This window comes from Mesorhizobium sp. GW821-FHT07A06, from assembly GCF_059419085.1.
Genome location: NZ_JBWKRC010000003.1, coordinates 351263 through 376822, shown reverse-complemented (window position 1 = coordinate 376822; position 25560 = coordinate 351263). Strand labels below are relative to the sequence as shown.

Here is a 25560-nt window from a genome sequence, read left to right as displayed (position 1 = left end):
GTGCAATGCAATATCGCGGCCCAACCAATATGGGAGGAGACCCTATGGCTCACCAAATGATGACTCGTCGGCGGCTGCTGCAAATCAGTGCCGGCGGCCTTGTGACCACCACCGTTCTGGGCGGCGGCGTGCTGACCTCGGGCACTGCCGAGGCCAGGCCCTACAATTCGCCCTTCACCTGGATTTCGCCGCGCGGCACGATCGAGGTGATGGACGACTACCCTTACTGGGTCGCCAAGGAGATGGGTTACTTCGGGGACCTCGGAGTGGATACGGACATGGAGCCGGGCCCATCGGACGGGACCGCTGTGGTGAAGTTCCTGGCGGTGCAACAGGCCGACATCGGCTTCCCCTCGCCGGGCGTGCTTTCCTTTGCGGTGAATGCGGGCATGGACCTCGTCTCGGTCTTCGGTAGCGGCTTCCTCGATCTCTTTAATGTCGCTTTCCGCAAGGGCCAGGCGGTGAAGAATCTGAAAGAGCTGGAAGGCAAGACCGTGCTACTGGGATCCGCGGCCTGGCAGTCGATCTGCGACCCGATGTTCGCGGCCGTTGGCGTCGACCCAAAGAAGATCACCTATGTCGAGGCTGGCTGGCCGACCTGGACGACGGCGCTCGCCGGCGGTCAGGGTGACGCATGCCTCGCATGGGAAGGCCTGCGGGCCGATCTGGGCGCAAAGGGTCTGGACTTCGACTACTGGCTGGGCATGCGTGGCTCGCCCCTGCCCTCGAACTCGCTCGTGGTGCGGCGCGCCGATCTGGAGGATGCCGAGCGGCTGGAGTTCCTGAAGAAATATCTCAAGGGCTGGGCGATGGGCAGCGAGTTCGCCGACCGCAACCCACGCGCAGCGACTGCCATCGTGTTCAAGGCCCTGCCCACGACCAAGGCCAATTATGGTCCCCGTGCGGGCACAGAAAGCCTGATGCAGATCCACCGCACCTTCAAGGGAGACATGACCAAGCGTGCAGGCTGGGGCGAGCACAACATTCCGGCCTGGGACAATTTCTTCAAAATCCTCAAGACCATCGGCCAGTCGAGCATCGACATCGAAACCGCGCGCTACGTCACCAACGATTTCATCGCCGGCGCGAATGACTTCGGCAAGGCGAAGGTGCATGCCGACGCCGATGCCTATGCGCTGCCCGAGGACCTTGCAGCGATCGATATGACCGACGTCGAGGCGAAGTTCTACAGCAACGTGATCAACTGACAGGGCTATGCGCCAGTCGCGGCGCGCAGTCCTGTTAACTCGCCGGGCACAGCCTCCCAGTGCCCGGCGAGAGGTTGCAATCGGGAGCACCGTTCGCTGGGCCCCGGCCGCCGCTCCGCTTTCTGACTCACGATCGGATTGGCGAGAACGTGATCCGGCTGACCTATGTTCCTGCCTGATCGTTGGCCTCTTCGGCGTCGTGGTCGGACGCCTGGCGCTGTCACGGCTTTTCGGTTCTGATGATACAGCCGACACTGTCCGTCTGTGTGCGGCAGGCACGGCCTTTGGAGTAGACCCGACCATGACCCTTCCCCGCATCAAACGCGCCTTGATCACCGGCGCCGGAGCCGTCGACGGCATCGGCTTCGCCATTGCCCGCCAGCTTGGCAGCACCGGCAACGCCGTGTTCCTCACCGGCGCCAGCGCGCGTGTGCTTGAGCGCGCCACCGAACTTCGTGCCAAGGGTATCGATGCCAGGGCCATGGTCGCCGATCTCACCAAGGCCGCCGATGTCGCGCGGCTGCGGGCAGATGTCGGCGCCATCGACATACTGGTCAACAATGCCGGCATGGGCTCGCTGGCATCACCCTCGGCCGACAAGGCGTTTCTCGCTATGACCGAGGCCGATTGGGACCGAGGCATCGATGTCAGCCTGAAGACGGCGTTCCTGGTCACCCATGCGTTCCTGCCGGCGATGATCGAAGCGGGCTATGGGCGCATCGTCAATGTGGCGTCGGTCACCGGCCCGCTGGTGTCTTTCGAAGGTACCTCGGCCTATTCGGCCGCCAAGGCCGGCATGGTCGGCCTGACGCGCACGCTGGCACTCGAAGTGGCCAGGAGCGGCGTGACGGTGAATGCCGTGGCTCCCGGCTGGATCGAAACGGGCGCGTCGAGCGAGATGGAACGGACGGCGGCCTTGCATACGCCGCCGGCGCGGGCGGGCCGGCCGGATGAAGTGGCGGCGGCGGTCGTGTTCCTGGCTTCCGAAGGCGCCAGCTATGTCAACGGGGCTCTTTTGGTGGTCGACGGCGGCAACAGCCTCCAGGAACACAAGGGCTGAAGGTCGGTCGGCCCTTGCCGCCCTTGCGCCAAGCAATGGAACCAAACCGCCTGGCGGCGGTTTTCCCCTCGAAGGGACCGCGGACCTCAAGGGTGCGGAACAATGTACGACCATCTGGAACTGGAACTGGCGAGAGCCAGGCAGCGCGTCAAGCGCGCGGAATTATTTCTCACGCGAGCGAATGCAATGCTGGACGAGGAGCGTGGCGTCGGCATCAGCCTGGCCCTGTGCTGCCGGATCAGATCCGAGCAAAAACGTGTGACTGAAGCGCGTTCGCGCCTGCGCCAGATCGATCCCACCACACACTGATTGTGCCATGACCATGATGCCCTCCGAAAAGAGTGCCGCATATCGCGCCGCAAAGCTTGCCGTGCTGCGAAAGCTGATGGTGAAGCATATCGAGCGCACCGATGCCCAGGCGCGGAGTGTCGAGCAGGCGCTGGCGGTATTGGCTGAAGCGACTGCCCAGGCTCGCGGCGCGCATCGGTAGCATCGCCGCCGCCGTTCCGGACTGCCCTACAACGGACGCGGAAGCTCGCTCTTCAAGGAAGGGTGGGGCGATCGCGATCGCGCGGAGCGTGTCGTTACAATCGCCCTCAGGACGCCTTGGCCAGAAAACTCTGGTAATCCGACTTGGCCTGCAGCAGGCGCAGCACATTCTCGCGTGATCCCCGCACATGGGCACGGGCCAGGGCGCCGGCCCGTGCGGTGTCCCCGGCGCAGATCGCCTCGACAATCTCGGCATGCTCTTCGCGGGCGATCTTCCATTCGTCGAGCCACAGCAATTCGGTCCAGACATAGTGCTGGCACTTGTCGAGGATGCCGCACAGCATGCCATGCAGCATGGCGTTGCCGCTGATCTGCGCAATGACGCGGTGCAGGTCGATGCCGACCTCCAGTTCCTGGAATTTTTCCCTGGTGGTGCGGTCGGGAATGGCGGCCAGCCGCTCGCATTCCGCCAGCATGGCACGGAGCCGTGCCTTGTCCTTCTCGGTCGCGGCGGCGGCCGCAAGTTCGGTCGCATGGCCGTCGAGGAGTTCGCGGATGTCGAAAGCCTCGCGGAACATGTTGATGTCGAACTCGGTGACGACATAGCCCTGGCGCGGCCGGCCGGTGACGAGGCCGTCGCGTTCGAGGCGGTTGAAAGCTTCGCGCACCGGCGTGCGGCTGACATTGAGCCTGACCGCGATATCGTTCTCGGTGACGCGCGATCCGGGTGGAATCTGACCGGTCACGATCATCGCCTTGAGCGAGGAATAGACAGAGTCGCGCAGCGTGTTTTTGGTTTCCTTGGCCAAGTCCGTTTCCAGTTCTCCGGTCTTTCCGCCGGAAGTCGATGTGGTCTCATAGCTGTATTCAAAGTCGGCTCGATTTGCCACGCCCTGGCACCGCATCCCCTCAGCCCTCCGTCAAGGGCTCCTGGCGATGCCGAGCGCTGTTGACATCGCTGATCGCCAAGCTACACTCAAAATTGTATACAAAATAGCATGCGAAATCAAAAATAATGGGAACACCGGTTGGAGAGCCGAAAAATGAACAGGATCAGAAGCGTTAGCGTTGTTGCGGTTGCCGCCCTGATGGCGGCCGGCGCGGCCCCCGCCATGGCGGGCGATACCATGACCGTCGCCTCATGGGGCGGCACCTATCAGGAGGCGCAGACCAAGGCCTTCTTCAATCCGACCGCCGACGCGCTCGGCATCACCATCAAGCAGGACACCACCAACGGCCTCGACGACGTGCGCCTGCAGGTGACCGGCAATGCGGTGAAATGGGATATAACCGAACTCGGCGCCGACGAATGCGCGCGCGGCTCGAAGGAAGGCCTGTTCGAGAAGCTCGACTACGGCATCATCGACAAGAGCGGCATCAACCCGAAGCTGGTGCATGACGACTGGGTCGGCATTTCCTATACCTCGGTCGTCCTCATCTACCGGACCGACGTCTTCGGCGACAAGGGTCCGAAGACCTGGGCCGACTTCTGGAACGTGGAGAAATTTCCGGGGCGGCGCGCGCTGAGCGGCAGCCAGTCGACCGAGACGCTGAGCGTCGCCGCACTCGCCTCTGGCCTGCCGATCGACAAGGTCTATCCGGTCGACATCGACGGCGCGCTGAAATCCGTCGACAAGATCCGCGGCCATGTCGATGCCTGGTGGACATCAGGCGCGCAGGCGATGCAGCTGGTCAAGGACGGCGAAGTCGACATGGCGAGCATCTGGAACGGCCGCGCCGGCACGCTGAAGAAGGAAGGCGCGCCGGTCAGCTTCTCCTTCGACCAGGGCGTGCTCACCGCCGACTGCATGGTCATTCCCAAGGGCGCCAAGAACAAGGAAGCCGCCATGAAGGCGCTGGCGATGTTCGTCAGCCCGCAATTGCAGGCCAATCTGCCGCTCTATGTCGACAATGGCCCGGTGAACGAGAAGGCTTTCGAGACAGGCAAGATCCCGCCGGAGCGGATCAAGGACATCAACTCGTCGCCCGAAAACGTCAAGAAGCAGGTGCTGCAGGACGCCGAGTTCTGGCGTGACAATCTGGTGGAGGCGACGGAGAAGTTCAACAATCTGATCCAGCAATAGGCCGTGGCCGGACCCGAACCACGGCAGGGCGGCGCATGATGACACAGAACCCGCCCTGCTTGCGCCGCCCCCTCACCAGGAGACGATGACCTTGTCCATTGCGCCATCCGCGCTGCCGATCAGCATGCGCCGGATCGAGAAACGATTTGGCAGCGTGTCGGTGCTGCGCGACCTGAACCTCGATGTCGAGGCCGGCGAGTTCCTGACGCTGCTCGGGCCCTCCGGCTCCGGAAAGACGACGCTGCTGATGATCCTGGCCGGTTTCGTCAGGGCCAATGGCGGCTCGATCCGGGTCGGCGACGATGAGATCATCACCACGCCGCCGCACAAGCGCAACATCGGCATGGTGTTCCAGAACTACGCGCTGTTTCCGCATATGAACGTCTTTCACAACATCGCCTTCCCGCTGAAGCAGCGCGGCGTGGCGGTCCCGGAAACGGCCGAGCGGGTGGAGAAGGCGCTCGAGCTGGTCAAGCTCAAGGGCCTCGGCGAGCGCCGGGTCGACCAGCTTTCCGGCGGCCAGCGCCAGCGTGTGGCCCTGGCGCGCGCCATCGTCTTCGAGCCGCGCATCGTGCTGATGGACGAACCGCTGTCGGCGCTCGACAAGGGCCTGCGCGAACACATGCAGATCGAACTGCGCGCCCTGCACCGGCGGCTTGGCATGACGACGGTCTATGTCACGCACGACCAGCGCGAAGCCATCACCATGTCGGACCGCATCGCGGTGATGAACGCCGGGCGCATCGAGCAGCTCGACAAGCCGGAAACGCTCTACGCCGCGCCGAAGACGCAATTCGTCGCCGGCTTCATCGGCGAATCGAATTTCATTCCGGTCGAATGCCGCAACGGGTCGGTCTGGTATGAGGACAGGCGGATCCAGACGGCAGGGGCGCCGCCCGCCGCCGGCCGGCATCTGATGGTGGTGCGGCCGGAGAAGCTGCGGCTGGTCACGGCGGCCGAGCCGTCGGACGGCATCAACGTGCTCGACGCCACGCTCAGTGACATCATCTACCAGGGCGACAGCTTCGTCTGTTACGCCTCGCTGCGCGACGGCCGCCAGCTGACGCTGCGCGACTATTGCCGCAGCGATGTGCTGTCCAGGCTGCCGGCCCCCGGCCAGCCGGTCAGGCTTGGCCTCGATGCAAAGGACACGATCCTGGTGGAAGCAGAGGGATGAACGCGCCATCCGCCCTCCTCGACGAGGCCGCCGGCGCGGGCCGGGACCTCAACGCGCGGGCGCTGCGTGCCGATGCGCGGCGCGAGCAGCTCAGTCTGCTGGCGCTTCTGTCACCCAGCCTGTTCCTCGTCTTCGCCATCATCATCGTGCCGATCGGCTGGCTGTTCTGGCTGTCGCTGTTCGACGAAGCCGGGGCCTTCAGCGCGTCCAACTATGCGCGCTTCTTCGAGCAGGCCTCCTACATCAAGACCTTCATCACCACCTTCAAGGTAGCCTTCATCGTCACCGGCGCCTGCGTGCTGCTCGGCTATCCCCTGGCCTACATGCTGTCGCAGCTGCCGCGCCGCGCGGCGTCGATCTGCCTCATCTTCGTCATCCTGCCGTTCTGGACATCGGTGCTGGTGCGCACCTATGCCTGGCTGGTGATCCTGCAGCGCAAGGGCCTGATCAACAGCTGGCTGATCGACCTCGGCGTGATCAGCCAGCCGCTGCCGCTCGCCAACAATCTGTCCGGCGTCGTCATCGGCATGACGCATATATATTGCTGCCCTTCCTGGTGCTGCCGCTCTACGCCTCGATGAAGACCATCGACACCGACTGCCTGCGCGCCGGCATGAACCTTGGCGCCGGCCCGGTCGCCACCTTCCGGCAGATCTTCTTTCCGCTGTCGCTGCCCGGCCTCGCCTCGGGCGTGGTCATCGTCTTCGTGCTCTGCCTCGGCTTCTTCGTCACGCCTGCTCTGATGGGCGGCGGCAAGGTGATCATGTGGGCGATGCGCATGGAGCAGACCACCAGCCTCTATTCCAACTGGGGTGCGGGCGCGGCGCTTGGCGTCGTGCTGCTGTTGGTCACGCTGGCGCTTCTCGGTCTCTTCCAATGGCTGCTCGGCGCGCGCGCCACCGGTGTATGGAGTTCGCGATGAGCGGGGATGTCGGCCTGCCGATCTCGCACCGGCAACGTCTGTGGCTCTACGCGCTGGGCGGCCTGGTGCTGTTGTTCCTGATCGCGCCGTCGGTCATCATCGTCATCATGTCGTTTTCGGATTCGACGCTGCTGCAGTTCCCGCCACGGCAATGGTCGCTGCGCTGGTACCAGAGCTACTTCCAGTCGCTGGAATGGCGCGACGCGACCGTCGTATCGGTCAAGGTGGCCGTCATGACCGTGCTGATGGCGACGCCGCTCGGCACCGCCGCCGCCTATGCGATCAACCGGGGCACGCTGCGCTTCAACGGTACCATCAACGCGCTATTGACGGCCTCGCTGATCATACCGGTGATCCTGATCGGCATCGGCACCTTCTTCCTCTATGCGCGCATCGGCCTCAACAACACGCTGACCGGCCTGGTCATCGCCCATACGGTGCAGGCGCTGCCCCTGGTGGTGCTGACCGTACTTTCGGGATTGCGCTCCTACGACATGAACCAGGAGCGGGTGGCGCGCAGCCTGGGCGCCGGGCGCATCGGCGCCTTCTGGCAGGTGACCATGCCGCAAATCCGCTTCTCGATCGTCTCGGGCGCGCTGTTCGCCTTCATCACTTCCTTTGACGAAGTGGTGGTTTCGCTGTTCATATCGGGCGGCGAGACGACGACATTGACACGCCGCATGTTCAACGCGCTGCGCGACCAGATCGATCCGACCATCGCCGCCATCTCGACCTGCCTGATCGTGCTTTCCGTTCTGCTCCTGTCGGTGGCGCAGATCTTCGGGCGGCGGCAATGATTTCCATCAGACCAATTCGCTGAAGTGACCATGGGATATCCAGACAGAATGCGTGATTTCCAGTTTCCCGGCCGCTCGCCGGTTCGTGCCACGGAGGCGGTTGCCGCGACCTCGCATCCGCTCGCCACCCTTGCCGCGATCGACATGCTGCGCGCCGGCGGCAACGCCATGGACGCCGCCGTCTGCGCCGCCGCCGTGCAAGGCGTCGTCGAGCCGCAATCGACCGGCATCGGTGGCGATTGCTTTGTCCTTTACTGCCCGAAGGGGCAAGGCGACGTGCTGGCCTTCAACGGTTCCGGCCGAGCGCCCGCGGGCGCCACGGTCGACTGGTATCTGGACAAGGGTTTCAGCGAGCTTCCCAAACAGGGGCCGCACGCGGTGACCGTGCCGGGCGCCATCGACGCCTGGTGCCGGCTGCTGGAGGATCATGGACGCAAGAGCCTGGCCGAGGTTCTGGTGCCCGCCATCCATTATGCCGAGAACGGCTATGTCGTGCATGACCGCGTCGCCTTCGACTGGGCCGAGCCGGAAACCGACCTGTCGGCCGACGAACACGCCGCGCGCATCTTCCTGCCGGACGGCAAGGCGCCGAAGGCCGGCGATATCCATCGCCAGCCGGAACTCGCCGCCACCTTGCGGGTGATCGCGAGGCAGGGCCGCGCGGGGTTCTATGAAGGTGCCGTCGCCGACGACATGGTGCGCCGGCTCAATGAACTCGGCGGGCTGCATTCGCACGAGGATTTCGCAGCGACCAAGGGCGACTATGTGGCGCCGGTCAGCACCTCCTACCGCGGCCATGACATCCACCAGATGCCGCCGAACAACCAGGGGATGACGGCGCTGTTGATGCTGAACGTGCTGTCGGGCTTCAAGGTCGGCGAGCTCGACCCCAACGGTACCGAGCGGCTGCATCTCGAAATCGAGGCCGGGCGCCTCGCCTATCAGGACCGCGACCGCTACCTCGGCGACCAGGACCATGTTCCGGTGCCGGTGAGAGAGCTTCTGTCCAGCGCCTATGCCGACCGGCTGCGCGCCGAAATTCATCGCGACCGCGCCATGACGCATCTGCCGCGCCTGGACCTGCCCGGCAGCGACACGGTCTACATCTCGATCGTCGACCGCGACCGCAACGCGGTCTCCTTCATCAACTCGACCTATTATTCGTTCGGCAGCGGTGTCGTCAGTCCGAAGACCGGCGTCGTGCTGCAGAATCGCGGCTCGAGCTTCCGGCTCGACCCGGCACACCCGAACGCGATCGCGCCCGGCAAGCGGCCTATGCACACGATCATGCCCGGCATGGCGACGAAGAACGGCCGCGTGGTGATGCCGTTCGGCGTCATGGGCGGCGGCTACCAGCCTTTCGGCCATGTCCATCTTTTGACCAACATGATCGACTTCGGCATGGACCCGCAGCAGGCGCTGGATGCGCCGCGCGTGTTCTACAATGACGGCGTTGTGGAGGCCGAGCGCAACGTTCCCGGCGAGACGCTCGAAGGCCTGCGCAAGCGCGGCCATCGCGTCGTCGAACCGCAGCATCCGCTTGGCGGCGGGCAGGCGGTGCTGATCGACTGGGAGAAAGGCACGCTGACCGGAGCCTCCGATCCGCGCAAGGACGGGGTGGCGCTTGGGTATTGAGGGATGGGGCAAGGCCGACCGAGCATAGCGACCGGGAGAAGGACCCTGTCGCGAATGATTTCGCCAGTCGCCAGCGTTGCAAGGTAAGCGCCGACGTTGCTGTCAGCCCTTTTTCCCCGTCACTATACGGGGAGAAATGCCCGGCAGGGCAATGAGGGGCGGCGGCGCCCTCTACAATTGTCCAGGGTCGGTGTCGTCCGCTGGACTTCCAAAAGCAGTCGTTTGAACATAGCCGGTGACCATGACCCAAGCTGAAGCCCACCCCGACCTCTCCCTCCGCCTCGCCGCCGGCGCCGACGACGCTCCGGCGATCCTGGCCCCCGAGAGAACCACACTCACCCATGGCGGGCTGCGGAGCCTGATCCAGGCCACGGCCGAGCGGCTGCATGCGCTCGGCATCGGCCGGGGCGACAGGGTGGCCATCGTGCTGCCGAATGGGCCGGAGATGGCCACCGCTTTCGTCGCCGTGGCCGCGGCCGCCTCGACGGCGCCGCTCAACTCGGCCTACCGGGCAGACGAGCTCGATTTCTACCTCACCGACATCGGCGCCAAGGCGATCCTCGTCGCGGAGAACGAGGCCGGGCCGGCGGTGGCGGTGGCTGAACGCCTCGGCATCGGCGTGTTGAGGCTCATCGTGCAACCCGACACGCCTGCCGGCAGTTTCACCATCGAAGGCGCGGCGGTCGGCCCGCAAGCGGCGCCCGACATGGCAGGGGACGGCGACATCGCGCTTTTGTTGCACACGTCAGGCACGACATCGCGTCCGAAGCTGGTGCCGCTCAGCCATGCCAACATTGCCGCTTCCGCCCGTCATATCGGCGCGACGCTCGGCTTGAGCGCCGACGACCGCTGCCTCAACATCATGCCGCTGTTCCACATCCATGGCCTGATCGCGGCGGTGCTGTCGTCGCTGGCAGCGGGGGGCAGCATCTTCTGCACGCCGGGCTTCAACGCCCTGCGCTTCTTCCAGTGGTTGGGCGACGCCAGGCCGAGCTGGTACACGGCGGTGCCGACCATGCACCAGGCGATCCTGCCGCGCGCGGCGCGCAATGCGGAGGTGCTGGCGGCGGCGCGCCTGCGCTTCATCCGCTCCTCCTCGGCGTCGCTGCCGGCGCAAGTGATGGGCGAGCTCGAGACAACCTTCGGCTGTCCGGTGATCGAATCCTACGGGATGACCGAGGCCGCGCACCAGATGGCGTCGAACCGGCTGCCGCCGGGCCTGCGCAAGCCGGGAAGCGTAGGGGCTTCCGCCGGCCCCGAAGTGGCGGTGATGGCGCCGGACGGGCGGCTGCTGACAGCCGGCGAGACCGGCGAGATCGTCATTCGCGGTCCCAATGTCACCGCGGGCTATGAGAAGAACCCGGACGCCAACGCCACGGCCTTCGCGCATGGCTGGTTCCACACCGGCGACCAGGGCGTGCTCGACGAGGACGGTTATCTCCGCGTCACCGGCAGGCTCAAGGAGATCATCAACCGTGGCGGCGAGAAGATCTCGCCGCTCGAGGTCGACGACGTGCTGATGGACCATCCGGCGGTGGCGCAGGTGGTCACCTTCGCCATGCCGCATGACAAGCTCGGCGAAGAGGTGGCGGCGGCCGTGGTGCTGCGCGAAGGCATGAGCGCCACCGAAAACGATATACGCGCTCACGCCGCGACGCGGCTCGCCGACTTCAAGGTGCCGCGCAAGGTGCTGATCCTGGACGAAATCCCCAAGGGCGCGACGGGCAAGCTGCAGCGCATCGGGCTTGCCGCCAAACTCGGGCTCTGATGCATGTCGCTTGCACGTGTTCTCGGTTCCTGGATAACGACATGCATGAAATCAAAGGCCCACGATGAAGATCACCATTTTCGGCGCCGGCGCGATCGGCGGCTATCTCGCGGCCAAGCTGGCCATCGCCGGCCGAACCGACCTGTCGATCGTCGCACGCGGCGCCCACCTCGAAGCGGTCAAGGCAAACGGCCTGCGCCTGATCGAGGACGGCCAGGAATCGGTGGCGCCGGTGAGAGCCGCCGCGAAGGCCGAGGAACTCGGCGTGCAGGACGCTGTCGTGCTGGCGCTGAAGGCCCACTCGCTCACCCCGGCACTGGACCAGATCGCACCACTGCTTGGAGACCACACATCAGTCGTCACCATGCAGAACGGCGTGCCGTGGTGGTATTTCCATGGCGTGGTCGGGCCGCTCGAAGGCACCAGGCTGAACGCGGTCGATCCCGGCGGCGCGATCTGGCAGCGGATCGGGCCGGAGCGCGTCGTCGGCTCGGTCGTCTATCCCGCCGTCGAGGTCGACGCGCCCGGCCTCATCCGCCATGTCGAGGGCAAGCGCTTCTCGCTTGGCGAACCCTCGGGCGAGCGCAGCGAACGGGTGACGCGTCTGGCGGAGGAAATGGTCAAGGCCGGCCTGCAGGCGCCGGTGCGCGAGGATATCCGCAGCGAAATCTGGGTGAAGCTGTGGGGCAACCTCTCCTTCAACCCGATCTCGGCGCTGACCGGCAGCACGCTGGCGGGAATCGTCGCCGACGAAGGTACCCGCCAGCTTGCCCGCACCATGATGCTGGAGGCGCAAGCGATCGGCGAAAGCCTGGGCGTGCGTTTTCCGATCGGGGTCGACCGCCGCATCAAGGGCGCTGGCGACGTCGGCGAGCACAAGACCTCGATGCTGCAGGATTTGGAGCGCGGGCGCCCGATGGAGATCGACGCGCTGGTAACAGCGGTACAGGAACTTGGCCGGCTGACGGACAAGCCGACGCCGACGATTGATGCCGTGCTGGCGCTGGTGCGGCGGCTGGCGGTGCAGCGCGGGTGCTATGGGTGAGGGGACGACGGGCTGAGCCTCGAGGCGCCGGCGATGCGTCCGCCACTACGGCATCTTACGAATATGTATTCCAGCGGAAATGCGCGGGAAACATAAGTGGCTCATTGCTTCGCGGAGAATGGAGTCATCTCAATGAACAGGATCGCTGAAACCTTCTGGATTGCGTCCGCGCTGGTTCTAGGCGCGGCCCTTGCAGCCGTAGCGGTACCGATCGTTGCCATCGTTTGCTTTTTGGCGCTCGCGCTTCCTGTGGCAATGCGGAGGATTCAGCGGCACCGCTATTGCGGCGATGTCGTTTCTCGCTCCACTCGAAAGGGCCCGGCTGATCGGTCCGGTGTTCCTCTGACCATAGAGACGACCTACACCGTCGTTCGGCGATCGTAGTCCTGTCTGCGGTGGCAACGATGGCCGCTGGCGCCATGGCGCCGGGCACGTTTCGGACACTGCCGCATCGAACTGGCATCCTGGGTATCGCCCGCAATAAAAAGCGACAATGAATGTTGGATGAAGAAGCCCAGGGGCCGCCCGCAACGCCATTGGTTCCACAGATTGACAGATGCGGCGGAAACGATAGCCTTGCATTCCAAGGTGCGCCTGGCCGGCATCTGGCACCATCAGGTCCATCCGTCGTCGAGACACTCGATGGCATAGGCACCATTGGCCTGCACAACTTTATTGCGCAACAGTTTTCCATGCCGGAGGGCATGTGCGGACGTGCTGCTGGGGCAGTCATGGGCCTGATAAATCACCTGCCCAACAGGCGGGCCATCGAACGATTGGGCATCGGCGAGCGGGATGACGTGCTTGAAATAGGGTTTGGGCCGGGTTGGGCGCTCAAGAAAATGGCCAGACTTGCGCATAGCGGTACGGTTACGGGGGTGGACCGGTCGCCGACGATGTTTCGTCAGGCCCAAATTCGAAATCGAGCCGCAATTCAAGACGGAAAGCTGAAGCTGATCCAGGGTACCTTCGAGCGGCTGCCAGTGGAAACCGCCTCAATGGACAAGGTTCTTGCCGTCAACGTGATTTACTTCTGCTCGCCGACCGGAACCGCCCTGGCGGAAGCCCACAGGGTTCTACGTCCGGGCGGAACAATGTCGATCTATGCGACAGATTGCTCTTCAATGAAGAGGTTGCAATTCGTTGGCCCCGAAACCCGACAAACATTTGATCTAAAGGGACTTGAGGATTTCCTCGGCAAGAGTGCATTTGCGTCGGATCACATCGATATTCAAATGATTTGGTTGCCATTCGGCTTTCGCGGCCTGGTGGCGCGACTGTGCAAGCGGTGACGTGGTGCACAGGGTCCGCGCGCCAACTGACCGTCTTCGAAGCACCCGCGTGGCCGGTGCCGACCACCGATTGCCGCCACGACTGTGCCCAAGAACGCGACCCCCCTCTGCAACACCGATCGGTGCCAACCAGTTCTGGACCGAGGGTCGAGCGGCAGCCGGGGGATTGACCGGCAGGGATTCACCCTGACCAAGCCCGGTAGCCTGAACGGCTGCGCTGCTCTGCGGAGGGCAAATGCCCAATAACGCGCGATTGCGACTGCTGGGCGCTTTCGCGGCCGTTGTCGTTGGGGTTGGGTATTATGTCCTCGGCGAATATCGAACGCACCAGCATGGAAAAGAAGCGACGTTGCAGCAACTGGTGGATAAAGCGCTGCGGCAGGGGTGCCTCGATGACTTTAACGCCACGCTCTCAATCCCGCCGGACCACCCATATGAAGTCGCGAACTGCCTCCGAATGGGCTATTTAAGCGAAGCCGAGGTAAAAAGTCGGGAGGATTACCTTGGCATCCCACTACGCTAAACGCAGGAAATTTTGGCCCGGCAGTCCGATGCCGCCATGGTGGGCCCACAACAGGTGGAAACGAGCTTGCATCGAGAGCGATCCCAGGCGACTTGATCCAATGCTAACATAAGGCAGGCGAAACGATGCCAAACAAGCTTGTAATGATCATCCGTCATGCCGAAAAGCCGGTCCCAGGTGGTCCGGACCTCGGAGTCACCGAACAGGGCGAAAGTGATCCCGCATCACTGACGGTGCGAGGCTGGCAACGCGCGGGAGGCCTTTGCCGATTTTTTTACGAGCCGCCTCTACCTCTGGGCAGACCTGCATCAATTGTTGCGTCAGGCATGATCAAAAGAGACGGTTCCGGCACTCGGAGCAAGCGGCCTAGCCAGACAATCACTCCACTGGCAAGGCGTCTCGGCCTTGAACCGGATGTCACTCATTCAAAGGGCCAAGAGCAGTTAGCGGCGGATGCCATCCGCACAGCCCAATCACCTGTGTTGGTTAGCTGGCAACACGAGTCTATTCCTGCTCTGACGGCTGCGCTTGTCGGTGGCACAGGGACCGCTCCGCAATCATGGCCCGATGACGATTTCGACAGCATCTGGGTACTGGAAGCAGACGAGGCAAATGTCTGGTCTTTCTCGCGGGAACGCCAAGCACTCCTGGATGGTGACGGCACCGGTCAATTGAGTTGAGGGTCTGCCTTGGATCAACAGCGGAACGGCAGCTTCTACTTTCGGCCCATTTCAAGACGTCTGCACATCGGCGCCTGGCGTCCTTCGAGCGCGCGGCCGGTCCGCTCATCGCGCCCATCCAATCCGGCGCTGATCAATCCTTCCCCTCCCGCCCGAGCAGCCGCGCATAAAGCTCCCCGACGATGCCGCGGCGGAAGACCAGCACGCAGACCATGAAGATGAGCCCGGTGGCGATGGTCACCGGGAAACCGGAGGTGGCGAGCGTGTTTTCAAGCCCAACGACGAGGCTGGCGCCCACGATCGGCCCGACCATCGTGCCGATGCCGCCGAGCAGCGTCATCAGGATCACCTCGCCCGACATCTGCCAGGTGACGTCGGTGAGCGTGGCGAACTGGAAGACGATCGCCTTGAGGGAGCCCGCCAGCCCGGCCAGCGTCGCCGACATGACGAAGGCGCCGAGCTTGTAGTTGGCGACGGAATAGCCCAGCGAAATGGCGCGGTTCTCGTTTTCGCGGATCGAGCGCAGGATCATGCCGAAGGGCGAATTGACGATGCGCCAGATGGCGAAGACGCCGACCAGGAACACGACAAGCACGAAGTAATACATATTCAGCGAGACGTTCAGGTCGAGGACGCCAAGCAGCATGCCGCGCGGCACGCCTTGAATGCCGTCCTCACCCTCGGTGAAGGGCGCCTGGACGCAGAAGAAGAAGAACATCTGCGACAGCGCCAGCGTGATCATGGCGAAATAGATGCCTTGCCGGCGAATGGCGAAGAAACCCATGACAAGGCCGAGCAAGGCTGCGCCCGCAATGCCGAGCAGGATGCCGGCTTCCGGCGGCCAGCCCCAGACCTTGACGGCATGCGCGGTGAAGTAGGCGGCGCCGCCAAAGAAGGTGGCATGGCCGAACGACAGCAGGCCGGTATAGCCGAGCAGGAGATTGAACGCGCAGGCGAACAGCGCGAAACACAGCATCTTCATCAGGAAGATCGGATAGACCAGGAAGGGCGCCACCAGCAGCGCCGCGATGCCGAGCCCGACCAGCGTCCATTCGAGCCATGCCGGGGTGCTGGCTGATGTCTCGCGAAGCGTCAGCCCGGCCATGTCGGGTGTCCCTTGCGCCATGTCAGGCGTCCCTTCCGAACAGGCCGGCCGGCCGGACCAAGAGCACGATCGCCATGATGACGAAGACCACGAGGTTGGAGGCCTCGGGGTAGAAGACCTTGGTCAGGCCTTCGGCGAGGCCAAGCATGTAACCGGTGACGATCGCGCCGAGGATCGATCCCATGCCGCCCACCACGACGACCGCGAAGACGACGATGATGAGATCCGATCCCATCAGCGGGCTCACCTGATAGACAGGCGCCGCCAGAATTCCGGCCAGCCCGGCAAGGGCGGAACCGAGGCCGTAGGTCAGCGTCAGGAGCAACGGCACATTGACGCCGAAAGCCTGGACGAGACGGGGATTCTCGGTTGCCGCGCGCAGATAGGAACCGAGCCTGGTCTTCTCGATCAACGCCCAGGTCCCGAAACAGACAATCAGCGAGGCGACCACGACCCAGCCGCGATAATTGGGCAGGAACATGAAGCCGAGATTGGTGCCGCCCGAAAGCAGCGGCGGCACGGCGTAGGGATTTCCCGACACGCCGTAAGAGTAGCGGAATATGCCTTCGAGCACGAGCGCCAGGCCGAAGGTGAAGAGCAGGCCGTAGAGCGGATCGGTGTCATAAAGCCGTGACAGCGCCAGGCGCTCGACCACGACGCCGAAGAGGCCGACGATCAGCGGCGCAAGGATCAGAGCGGGCCAATAGCCGATGCCGAGATAGGTGAGCAGGAGATAACCTGTGAAGGCGCCGAGCATATACTGGGCGCCATGGGCGAAATTGATGACACGCAGCAGGCCGAAAATGACGGCCAGGCCCAGGCTCAGCATGGCGTAGAAAGAGCCGTTGATCAGGCCGACCAGCAACTGGCCAAGGAAGGCCTGGACGGGGATGCCGAAGATCATCGTCATGGCGTCATCATACACCCAGAATGTCGTGGAGCTGCGTCATGCGGTCCGCCAGCTCACCGGTCGGAAATCCGGCGACGACCTTGCCGTGCTCCATCAGGTAGAAACGGTCGGCGACACGGCTGGCGAAGCGGAAATTCTGCTCGACCAGCAGGATCGTCATGCCGCGCTTCTTCAATGTCACCAGCAGCTCGCCGATGCGTTGCACGATGACTGGCGCGAGGCCCTCGGTCGGCTCGTCGAGAAGCAGCATCTTCACACCGGTCCTGAGCATGCGCGCGATCGCCAGCATCTGCTGTTCGCCGCCCGACAGCCTTGTGCCAGGGCTGTTGCGACGCTCCTTCAGATTGGGGAAAAGATCGAATATTTCCGCGACGCTCATGCCGCCTTCGGCGACGACCGGCGGCAGGACCAGGTTCTCTTCCACGGTCAGCGTCGCGAAGATGCCGCGCTCCTCCGGCACGAAGCCGATGCCCTGGTGCGCGGTGCGGTGCAGCGGCAGACGCATCAGGTCCGTGCCGTCGAAAACGACCTCGCCCGTTCGCTTGCGGATCAGCCCCATGATGGCGCGCAGCGTCGTCGTCTTGCCGACGCCGTTGCGGCCGAGCAGCGTGACCGTTTCGCCGCGAAATACCTCCAGGTCGACGCCATGCAGCGCATGGCCCTCGCCATACCAGGCGTTGAGACCGCGGACCACCAGCAGGGGCGCGGCATCAGTCATCGGCGGTGCCCATATAGGCGACCTTGACGCGTTCGTCGCGGCTGACTGTGGCGTAGTCGCCGGCCGCAAGCACCTCGCCGCGCTGCATGACCGTGATCCAGTCGCAGAGATCCGCGACGACCGTCAGATTGTGCTCGACCATCAAGACGGCGCGGTCGCTGGCCACCGAGCGAATGATGGCCGAAACCGTGGCCACGTCCTCATGCCCCATGCCGGCCATCGGCTCGTCCAGCAGCAGCACTTTCGGATCGAGCGCCAATGTGGTGGCGATCTCGAGCACACGTTTCCTGCCATAGGAAAGATCGCCGGCCAGCCTGTTCCTGGCATCGTCGAGACCGACCGACCGCAGCAGCTCGATCGCACGCGGCGTCAAGCGGTCGAGCGCGGCAAGCGAGCGCCAGAACTGGACGCCGAGCCCAGCCGGCCGCTGCAGCGCGACGCGCACATTGTCGAGCACGCTGAGATGCGGAAAGATCGCCGATATCTGGAACGAGCGCACCAGCCCCATCCGCGCCACCTTCGCCGGCGAGGTGCGGGTGATGTCGTGGCCGAGCAGTTCGATCCTGCCGCTGGTCGGCGCCAGGAACTTGGTGAGCAGGTTGAAGACCGTAGTCTTGCCGGCGCCGTTGGGCCCGATCAGGGCATGGATGTTGCGGTGGCGGACATCGAGGTCGACATTCCTGACGGCGACGAAGCCGGCGAAATCGCGCCGCAGCCCGCGGGCGGACAGCACCACGGGCGGTTCGCTCCCGTCGAGGTCAGGCGGCGCCATCGGCCGCGCCGATCACTGTGCCGCCGTTGGGCAGCCGCTTTCCTTCTCGCTCAGGAAGGCCTCCTTGCCGGGGATGGTGGCGAGATACTTGTAGTAGTCCCAATCCTTGGTGCTCTCGCCGGGCGCCTTGACCTGGTAGAGATACATGTCGTGGACCATGTTGCCATCCGACTGCACCTTGCCGTTGGTGGTCACGGCGTCGTCCACCGGCAACGAATGCAATTGCCTGGCGACGGCCTCGGTCTCGTCGGTGCCGGCCTTGTCGATCGCTTTCAGATACTGCGTCACCGCCGAATAGGTCGCGGCCTGGATCATGTTCGGCATGCGATTGGTGCGCTTGAAGAAGCGCTGTCCGAATTCGCGGCTCTTGTCGTCGCGATCCCAGTAATAGCCCTCGGTCAGCACGACGCCTTGCGCGGCCTGGAGACCCAGCCCATGCACCTCGGCCAGTGTGAACAGAAGCGCCGCGAGACGCTGGCCGCCCTGGACGATGCCGAATTCGGCGGCCTGCTTGATGGAATTGGACGTGTCGAGGCCGGCATTCGCCAGCCCGATGACCTTGGCGCCCGAAGACTGCGCCTGCAGCAGGAAGGATGAGTAATCGGTAGACCCGAGGGGATAACGCACCTCGCCCAACACCTTGCCGCCATGGCTCTCGACGAATTTGGCGGTCTGTTCCTTGAGCGAATAGCCGAACGCATAGTCAACGGTGACGAAGAACCAGCTGTCGCCACCCTGCTGCACGAGGGAACCGCCGGTTCCCACCGCCTGCGAATGGGTGTCATAGGCCCAGTGGAAGCCGTAGGGCGAGCACTGCTTGCCGGTAAGGTCGGTGGTCGCGGCACCCGTGACGATGTCTATCTTCTTCTTTTCCTTGGAAATCCCCTGGACGGCGAGCGCGACCGATGAGGTCGTCAGTTCCATGATGGCGTCGACCTGTTCGGTGTCGTACCACTGCCTTGCGATGTTGGAGGCGATGTCGGGCTTGTTCTGATGGTCGGCGCTGATGATCTCGATCGGCGCGCCCTGCACCTTGCCGCCGAAATCCTCGACCGCCATCTTGGCCGCCTCGACCGACCATTTGCCGCCGAAATCGGCATAGACGCCGGATTGGTCATTGAGGATGCCGATCTTGACTTTCCCATCGGAAATTCCGGCGGCCGAGGCGGGGATCGCGGTCGCGGCGAGAAGCGCGGCCGAAACCAAACAGCATGCCTTCATTCTCTATTTCCTCCCGTGATGAATCCGACCGTCCCCCCAAACGATCACCAGCAAGCGGTATTGAACATGTGCAAGATGAGGATGAACGGCAAGGGGGCGGCTTGCGGATTTCACGTTCGAAGCCTGGCAGGCTCTTGCTCGCCGGGCGGCGGCACGGCCGATTGGCCAGATCACGCCAGCCGGAAGCTCGGAAGCGGCACGGCCATGTTAGCCGTGACGGCCGGCAAGGCTGAACCAGCGTACACATCGTCCCAGTCTTAGTTCAGGGGAATGGACTCGACCGCCAGAGCCGTAACGCTTAGATTGCGTATGGATAGCCAGCCTGCAGGGGGAAGCCAACTGGGATATCAGGATGGCTTTAGTAATGAATAGATCGATAACCGCCGTTACCGTGACGCACAACAGCGCGCATACTGTGCGCGGCGCGCTCGCTTGCTTGCCCCCGGGCATCGAGATCGTGTGCGTCGACAACGCAAGCACCGACGATCTTTCCGCCGCGCTATCCGGTTTTGCCGTTCATCGCATCGATAATCCTGCAAACCTCGGCTTTGGGCGTGCCTGCAACATCGGGGCGGCGGCGGCATCGGGAGAGTATTTGCTGTTCGTCAATCCCGATGTGCGCCTTGGCGCGGACGCCGTCGACGCGCTCATGCAGGCGGCTGAACGCTACCCGAATTGCGGCGTCTTCGTGCCGCGCACGAACACGGTGGATGGGCGCCTGTGGTTTCGCGAGCAGAGCGAAATCGATCGCCTTTCCGGTGTGTCGCTGCCCACACGTATCCGGCAGGTCTGGGGGGATTGTTGCGTGCGCTTCGTCAATGGCGGCGTGTTCATGATCAGAAGAACACTCTTCCTCGATACGGGAGGCTTCGACGAGGATATCTTCCTGTATTTCGAAGATGACGATCTCTCTTATCGGCTGCTGCAGCGTGACGAACCCATGATCCTTGTCAGTAGCGCGCATGCTGTCCACGACGTTGGCACTTCGGTTGCACAATCAACCCGGTCACGGATCTTCCGATATCGGTCCAAGATGCGATCGGAGATCCACTTGCGCAGGAAGTACGGCATAGCCTATAGCCCATTTGTGGACATACTCCGCTATCTGACGAAGATAGGCTTCTACTGCCTTACGCTTAATCGAAATAGACTGATCAATTCCCTGGGCCGGCTGATCGGCATATTTGACAGCATCCTTGACCGATCGCACGCGAATCGGAACAGCGGCTATGTCGCCTGACGCTATCGACACGAGGCTTGTTCCGCCCGATGTCCTGCCCTGCGAACCGCGAAAAGGCGACGCATATGGCGTAGACCGAAGCGGTGCGCCGAGCGAAATCCACATCCACACGCCGGGACGCTACATCGTCGAGCTTTCTCCAACAGAGAGGCGGATGCCGTTTCTCCGGCTCAATGTTCGCCGGCCGGGACAGGCCGACAAGATCGTCTATGTGCCTGTCACCAGCCGGACGTCCTATCTGCTTAAAAGCAGTGAAGGCGGCCTGGTGCTGCGGTTTGACAGAAGCGACGTCGTTGCGGCGAGCGCTCGCCCCATAAGCATCAGGGATGTTGGCACGCTGTTGAGTCGGCGCCGTCGCCACAGGCGATTTCAACTGCCGCTTGGCCACGGGATCGTATTGCAGCCTCTTTTGCACATTTCAGGGGCGGAAGGGCGCGAGTTGGCCCGTGCCCTTGGCAGCCTTGCCGGTTGGGGTTTTGGCACGGCGAGCGACAATCTGCAGAAAACCCTGTCGCGGCACTTTGATGGTCCGCCAGCCGAGGCCCCCGAACGCCGGCCCACCGCCAAACCCAGGATCGCCGTAGCGCTTCATCTGCATTACCCCGATCTCTGGCCCGAATTCGAGGCGCTGCTGGCGAGGATCGATCGCCCGTTCCATCTCATCCTCACACTGACCGAGCCCGACGTGGCACTCGCGCAGCGCGTCCAGGCGAGATTTCCGGATGCCGAGGTGGTGGTTTATGACAATCGCGGTCGCGACGTCGGCCCTTTCATCCAATTACTTCATGAAGGAAGGCTCGATCCCTTTGACCTGATCTGCAAGCTGCATGGCAAGAAGTCCGGGCCGCGCGGGCCGCGCATGGTCCTCGGTGATATCTGGCGCCAGGCGAGTGCGTTCGACCTGATCGGATCCCGCGAGATGGTTGACCGCATCATCGCCGAGTTCGAGCGTTCGCCCGACACCCAGATGATTGGATCCAGACGCTTTCGGTTGCCCAATGAATGGAAGGGGGAGAAGGCTGCGTGGGGGGAGAACAGGGCGATGGTCCTCAACTTGCTGGAGACGATGGGGCTGCCCTCCAGCTCTCGTCTCGACTTCTTTGCCGGGACGATGTTCTGGGTTCGCCGCGGCGCGCTGGAACCGCTCATGCGGCTTGATCTGCCTATGGCAGTCTTCCCCGAAGAGGCAAGCCAACAAGACGGCACGTTGCAGCATGCCCTAGAGCGTGTGCTTGGAATGATCTGCACAAAGATCTCCGGCGTTACCTGGGATGACGACATGGCGCCGGATTGCCGGGAGGCAGACCCGATTGGATAGATCCGAACTCCAGATCTTCGTAGGATCGCTCGTCAGCAGAAGGCGATGGAAGATATTCCGAACCTGGCAACGAATTCGCGCCAGCGGGCTGTTCGATTTGTCGTGGTACCTGGCCCAGAATCCGGATGTAGCCAGGAGCGGAAAAGATCCGATCCTGCATTACATCAGGCACGGTGCCGCCGAGTCGCGAAACCCGAGTCCTGACTTCGACAACGAATACTACCTGGCGAAGTATCCCGACGTGACTGCCACGTCGATGAATCCGTTGGATCACTACATTCGTTTCGGCAAGATTGAGGGGCGCAGCACCCGGCGTGCTCCAGGCACAAATGCCGGCGCCCCCCAGAGACCCGCCACCTATGTGCCGCGATCCGGCGAGGGGCGACCAGCCGCTTTGAGGGCGCGCCTCATTGCATTTTATCTGCCGCAGTTTCATCCGATTCCTGAAAATGACGCCTTCTGGGGAAAGGGCTTCACGGAATGGACGAATGTGACGCGGGCCACGCCGCAGTTCGACGGTCATTACCAGCCCAGGCTCCCGGCGGATCTTGGCTTCTACGACCTGCGAGTGAAGGACATCCAGAAGGAGCAGATCGAGATTGCCCTTCAGTATGGCCTCTCGGGATTCTGTTTCCACTTCTACTGGTTCAACGGCAAGCGCGTCCTTGAGATGCCGATCGCCCAATTCGTCGAGAACGACGCACACGAGATGGGCTTCTGCATCAACTGGGCAAACGAGCCGTGGAGCCGCCGTTGGAATGGGCGCGAACAGGAAGTCTTGATCCCGCAATCGCACTCGCCCGAGGACGACCTGGCCTTCATCCGATACGTAGCCGGCTATTTCCGTGACAGAAGATACATCCGTATCGGCGGCAAGCCACTGCTTATGGTTTATCGGCCCGGATTGTTTCCGTCGGCGGCTGAAACGGCACGGCGCTGGAGGACCCATTGCCGGGAGGCCGGCATCGGCGAGATTTTTCTTGCCTATCCGCAGTCGTTCGACTCGGGCGATCCCGCCGAATTCGGATTCGACGCCGCCGTCGAGTTCCCACCGAATCTTGGACGACTTCCCGAGATCAGCGCCGGCATGCCAACGCTCAGGAGCGGCTTCAGGGGGAAGGTCTACGACTGGACAGAGCTCCTCAATCGCAGCCGCGCGTACCCGCAGGTTCCCTACACGCTGTTTCGCGGGCTTTGCCCTTCCTGGGACAACACGGCGCGGAGGATGGAGGCCGCCTACATTCTGGTGAACGCATCGCCGTCCCGCTACAAGCAATGGCTCGCCAACGCGGTCGTCGATACATGCGATCGTTTTGCCGATTTCGACAGCCGGCTGATCTTCGTCAATGCCTGGAACGAGTGGGCTGAGGGAGCCTATCTCGAGCCCGATGCCCGCTATGGCTACGCCTATCTGCAGGAGACGCGGGACGTCCTGTCGGCACGGCCAGCGGCCGGCAGATCACCCGGGAAGCCGTCGTGGCGCGTTTTGTTCGTGTCGCACGATGCGGCTCTCGGCGGAGCGCAGGCATCGTTGATCAACATCATCCAATGGCTGCAATCGCACACCAATCTGGAGATCAAGGTCCTGTGCCTGGCAGGGGGTCAACGGCTCGAAGAGTTTCGACGCCTCGCCGATACCGTCGTTCTGGATGATCTGGCTTCAGAGGCAGAGACGCCCGCCTCGAAGTTGGCCCACATTACGGAATGGTGCGGTGGCATACCGGACCTCATCTATTGCAACAGCCTTGCGACCGGCCGTGCGCACGCGCTGCTTGCTGAACTGGAGCGGCCAATCCTGACGCATGCCAGGGAGTTGGGAACGAGCGTTGCCCGATACGCAAAGGACAATATGGGCGATGTCGTTTCCCGCACGCGAAGATTTGTGGCGTGTTCCCGAAGTGTCCGGGACTATCTGGTGTCCGAGCACAACGTTGCAGCGGGCGCCATCGATGTCATCCCAAGCGCGGTTCCGCAACCCAACGCCGATCAAAACCTCACGGAAATCCGGCGCCTTGAAAGCCGCCGCCTTGCCGGCTGGCCGACGGACAAGGTCATCGTCCTGGGTTCGGGCATCGGCATGCCCTTCCGCAAGGGTGCCGACCTCTTTATCGAGGTCGCCCGGATCCTTCGGGCACGCGGGGTTGAAGACTATCATTTCTACTGGCTCGGCTCGTTTCCGGGGCGGGAACGAGATGAGGTTCTCGGTACATGGTCGCAGCAACTCGGCAGATTGCGGGCGGACGGGTTGGACGAGAAAGTCACATTTCTGGGTGATGTCGACGATGTGGGGGCTTACCTGCGGCGGGCCGACCTGTTTCTTCTGACCTCCCGCGAAGAGCCGTTCGGCCGCGTCATGCTGGAGGCTGCCTTCGCCGAATTGCCGGTGATCTGCTTCGCCGAGAGCGGTGGGGCTCCGGATTTCGTCGAAGACGATGCCGGCATCATCGTCGGATTGGCTGATCCCGTAGCTATGGCCGATGCGACGCTGAACCTGATCCGGGACAAGCCCCTGCGGATGCGGCTTGGCAGGCAGGCGAGCGCCAAGGCAAGGCTAAATTTTTCCACCGATCGGGTCTTTCCGCGACTGCTGTCGACCATGCGGAAGGTCGCAAACAAGCCGCCGGCGGTCTCGATCATCGTGCCGAACTACAATTACGCCCGCTATCTGCGGGAGCGTATGGATAGTATCCTGGGGCAGTCGTTTCAGGATTTTGAACTCATCATCCTGGACGATGCCTCGACCGACGATAGCCGATCGATCCTGGATTATTATGCCGGCGTCCATGGCACCCGTGTCATCGTCAATGACAGGAATTCCGGGGCGCCCTACCCCCAGTGGTTCAAAGGCATGTCGCTTGCAAGGGCCGACTTGATCTGGATCGCCGAAGCCGATGACGTATCAGACCCGAGTTTCCTCGAAACACTGGTGCCCTTGTTCCGCGATCCAGGCGTGAAGTTTGCCTTTTGCGCATCGAAGATCATCAATGATCGAAGCGAGACCGTCGGCGACTATCTGTCCAGCCCGTACCTCACCGATCTCTCCAATTTCAAATGGAAGCGCAGCTACCAGGTTTCGGCGGCGCGGGAGGTCAACGAAGGGCTGGGTGTCAAGAACACGGTCATCAATATCAGCGCGGCGGTTTTCCGGAAGTTCGACATCACGCCGGATTTCGTCGCGCAGGTCCTGTCCCTGCCGGCGGGCGGCGACTGGTACTTTATCCTCGAGGCAATCCGCAACGGCTCCGTCGCCTATGAGGCTGCGTTGCTCAATCATCACCGTCTGCACGGCGACAGCGTGACCAGCATCATCACGTCCTCCCGTTCCGAGGCACTGCTGCGCACGCGGCAGATGATCCATCAGCATGTCTTGCACACATATGAAACGGATTTGGCCATCAAGCTGAAAATGGCCGAACATGTCGTGCAGCTCTGGAACCAGCTCTTTCCCGGTCGCCCTGCCGGAGAGATGGAAAGCTTGTATTCGCTAACCAAATTGGGCGAGTTCCCTGCGAGAAGCCCGAAAATCCGTGAGGTTGCTTTCGAGCAGTAGCTGTCTCACGGAAACGGTGGCTTGCTCCAACTCTTTGTTTTGACGC

21 protein-coding genes and 2 pseudogenes are annotated in these 25560 nt (G+C 63.0%); 17 read left to right on the top strand and 6 right to left on the bottom strand.

Annotated features, from left to right (window positions below):
- The first annotated feature begins 44 nt into the window (after positions 1-44).
- The 5 genes and pseudogenes from AC07SZ_RS12265 to AC07SZ_RS12245 all read left to right on the top strand — a co-directional run bounded on the left by AC07SZ_RS12265 (position 45) and on the right by AC07SZ_RS12245 (position 2758).
- Positions 45-1208 (top strand): ABC transporter substrate-binding protein, encoded by a 1164-nt coding sequence (locus AC07SZ_RS12265; RefSeq protein WP_494914419.1) that lies wholly within the window; start codon positions 45-47, stop codon positions 1206-1208.
- A gap of 74 nt (positions 1209-1282) precedes the next feature.
- Positions 1283-1387: pseudogene (locus AC07SZ_RS12260) on the top strand (dihydrofolate reductase family protein); the annotation flags it as partial.
- Between the two features lie 122 nt (positions 1388-1509).
- Positions 1510-2268 (top strand): SDR family oxidoreductase, encoded by a 759-nt coding sequence (locus AC07SZ_RS12255; protein WP_494914418.1) that lies wholly within the window; start codon positions 1510-1512, stop codon positions 2266-2268.
- 102 nt (positions 2269-2370) lie between these two features.
- A complete protein-coding gene (locus AC07SZ_RS12250) occupies positions 2371-2577 on the top strand; it encodes a hypothetical protein (RefSeq protein ID WP_056573697.1) in 207 nt (68 codons plus the stop codon).
- Positions 2578-2584: 7 nt separating this feature from the next.
- The gene (locus AC07SZ_RS12245; protein ID WP_171883272.1) at positions 2585-2758 is read left to right on the top strand and encodes a hypothetical protein; all 174 of its coding nucleotides are present in this window, start codon (positions 2585-2587) and stop codon (positions 2756-2758) included.
- A 106-nt stretch (positions 2759-2864) separates the two neighbouring features.
- Here AC07SZ_RS12245 and AC07SZ_RS12240 read toward each other — a convergent pair whose 3' ends face one another.
- Positions 2865-3566, bottom strand: a complete 702-nt coding sequence (locus tag AC07SZ_RS12240; RefSeq protein WP_494914417.1) for a GntR family transcriptional regulator — start codon at positions 3564-3566, stop codon at positions 2865-2867.
- 234 nt (positions 3567-3800) lie between these two features.
- On the opposite strand from AC07SZ_RS12240, the gene AC07SZ_RS12235 reads away from it, so the two are divergent.
- The 9 genes and pseudogenes from AC07SZ_RS12235 (at position 3801) to AC07SZ_RS12195 (ending at position 14000) form a co-directional block, all read left to right on the top strand.
- Positions 3801-4841 carry an ABC transporter substrate-binding protein gene (locus AC07SZ_RS12235; protein ID WP_494914416.1) on the top strand — a complete coding sequence of 347 codons (1041 nt, stop codon included), beginning with the start codon at positions 3801-3803 and terminating at the stop codon, positions 4839-4841.
- Positions 4842-4932: 91 nt separating this feature from the next.
- On the top strand, positions 4933-6018 hold the full coding sequence (locus AC07SZ_RS12230) for an ABC transporter ATP-binding protein (RefSeq protein WP_056576294.1): 1086 nt from the start codon (positions 4933-4935) through the stop codon (positions 6016-6018).
- Positions 6015-6940: pseudogene (locus tag AC07SZ_RS12225) on the top strand (ABC transporter permease). Before AC07SZ_RS12230 ends, AC07SZ_RS12225 begins: the two are co-directional and overlap by 4 nt.
- Positions 6937-7737, top strand: a complete 801-nt coding sequence (locus AC07SZ_RS12220) for an ABC transporter permease (protein WP_494914414.1) — start codon at positions 6937-6939, stop codon at positions 7735-7737. Before AC07SZ_RS12225 ends, AC07SZ_RS12220 begins: the two are co-directional and overlap by 4 nt.
- A 48-nt stretch (positions 7738-7785) precedes the next feature.
- On the top strand, positions 7786-9372 hold the full coding sequence (gene ggt, locus AC07SZ_RS12215) for a gamma-glutamyltransferase (RefSeq protein ID WP_494914413.1): 1587 nt from the start codon (positions 7786-7788) through the stop codon (positions 9370-9372).
- Positions 9373-9613: 241 nt separating this feature from the next.
- Complete coding sequence (locus AC07SZ_RS12210) at positions 9614-11140, top strand: acyl--CoA ligase (RefSeq protein WP_494914412.1); 1527 nt, start codon at positions 9614-9616, stop codon at positions 11138-11140.
- A gap of 64 nt (positions 11141-11204) precedes the next feature.
- Positions 11205-12185, top strand: coding sequence for a 2-dehydropantoate 2-reductase (locus AC07SZ_RS12205; protein WP_494914411.1), 981 nt, complete (start codon positions 11205-11207; stop codon positions 12183-12185).
- Positions 12186-12682: 497 nt separating this feature from the next.
- Positions 12683-13477, top strand: a complete 795-nt coding sequence (locus tag AC07SZ_RS12200; RefSeq protein WP_081294973.1) for a class I SAM-dependent methyltransferase — start codon at positions 12683-12685, stop codon at positions 13475-13477.
- Positions 13478-13712: 235 nt separating this feature from the next.
- The gene (locus AC07SZ_RS12195; protein ID WP_494914410.1) at positions 13713-14000 is read left to right on the top strand and encodes a hypothetical protein; all 288 of its coding nucleotides are present in this window, start codon (positions 13713-13715) and stop codon (positions 13998-14000) included.
- 813 nt (positions 14001-14813) lie between these two features.
- Here AC07SZ_RS12195 and AC07SZ_RS12190 read toward each other — a convergent pair.
- Genes AC07SZ_RS12190 through AC07SZ_RS12170 form a run of 5 tightly spaced genes read right to left on the bottom strand, consistent with a single transcriptional unit; the run spans position 14814 to position 19406 of the window.
- Complete coding sequence (locus AC07SZ_RS12190; protein WP_494914714.1) at positions 14814-15785, bottom strand: branched-chain amino acid ABC transporter permease; 972 nt, start codon at positions 15783-15785, stop codon at positions 14814-14816.
- 22 nt (positions 15786-15807) lie between these two features.
- Positions 15808-16695, bottom strand: coding sequence for a branched-chain amino acid ABC transporter permease (locus tag AC07SZ_RS12185; protein WP_056576300.1), 888 nt, complete (start codon positions 16693-16695; stop codon positions 15808-15810).
- Positions 16696-16702: 7 nt separating this feature from the next.
- Positions 16703-17413: an ABC transporter ATP-binding protein gene (locus AC07SZ_RS12180; protein ID WP_494914409.1), complete on the bottom strand. Its 711-nt coding sequence runs from the start codon at positions 17411-17413 to the stop codon at positions 16703-16705.
- Positions 17406-18185 carry an ABC transporter ATP-binding protein gene (locus tag AC07SZ_RS12175; protein ID WP_494914408.1) on the bottom strand — a complete coding sequence of 260 codons (780 nt, stop codon included), beginning with the start codon at positions 18183-18185 and terminating at the stop codon, positions 17406-17408. The genes AC07SZ_RS12180 and AC07SZ_RS12175 overlap by 8 nt, the downstream gene beginning before the upstream one ends.
- Before the next feature lie 12 nt (positions 18186-18197).
- Positions 18198-19406, bottom strand: coding sequence for an ABC transporter substrate-binding protein (locus tag AC07SZ_RS12170; protein WP_494914407.1), 1209 nt, complete (start codon positions 19404-19406; stop codon positions 18198-18200).
- Between the two features lie 364 nt (positions 19407-19770).
- On the opposite strand from AC07SZ_RS12170, the gene AC07SZ_RS12165 reads away from it, so the two are divergent.
- From AC07SZ_RS12165 to AC07SZ_RS12155, 3 genes are read left to right on the top strand one after another with little or no spacing between them, the layout of a single operon-like run.
- Complete coding sequence (locus tag AC07SZ_RS12165; RefSeq protein ID WP_246738910.1) at positions 19771-20646, top strand: glycosyltransferase family 2 protein; 876 nt, start codon at positions 19771-19773, stop codon at positions 20644-20646.
- Positions 20636-21964, top strand: coding sequence for a rhamnan synthesis F family protein (locus AC07SZ_RS12160; RefSeq protein ID WP_494914405.1), 1329 nt, complete (start codon positions 20636-20638; stop codon positions 21962-21964). The genes AC07SZ_RS12165 and AC07SZ_RS12160 overlap by 11 nt, the downstream gene beginning before the upstream one ends.
- Positions 21918-25514, top strand: a complete 3597-nt coding sequence (locus tag AC07SZ_RS12155) for a glycoside hydrolase family 99-like domain-containing protein (RefSeq protein WP_494914403.1) — start codon at positions 21918-21920, stop codon at positions 25512-25514. The genes AC07SZ_RS12160 and AC07SZ_RS12155 overlap by 47 nt, the downstream gene beginning before the upstream one ends.
- Positions 25515-25560: the final 46 nt, after the last annotated feature.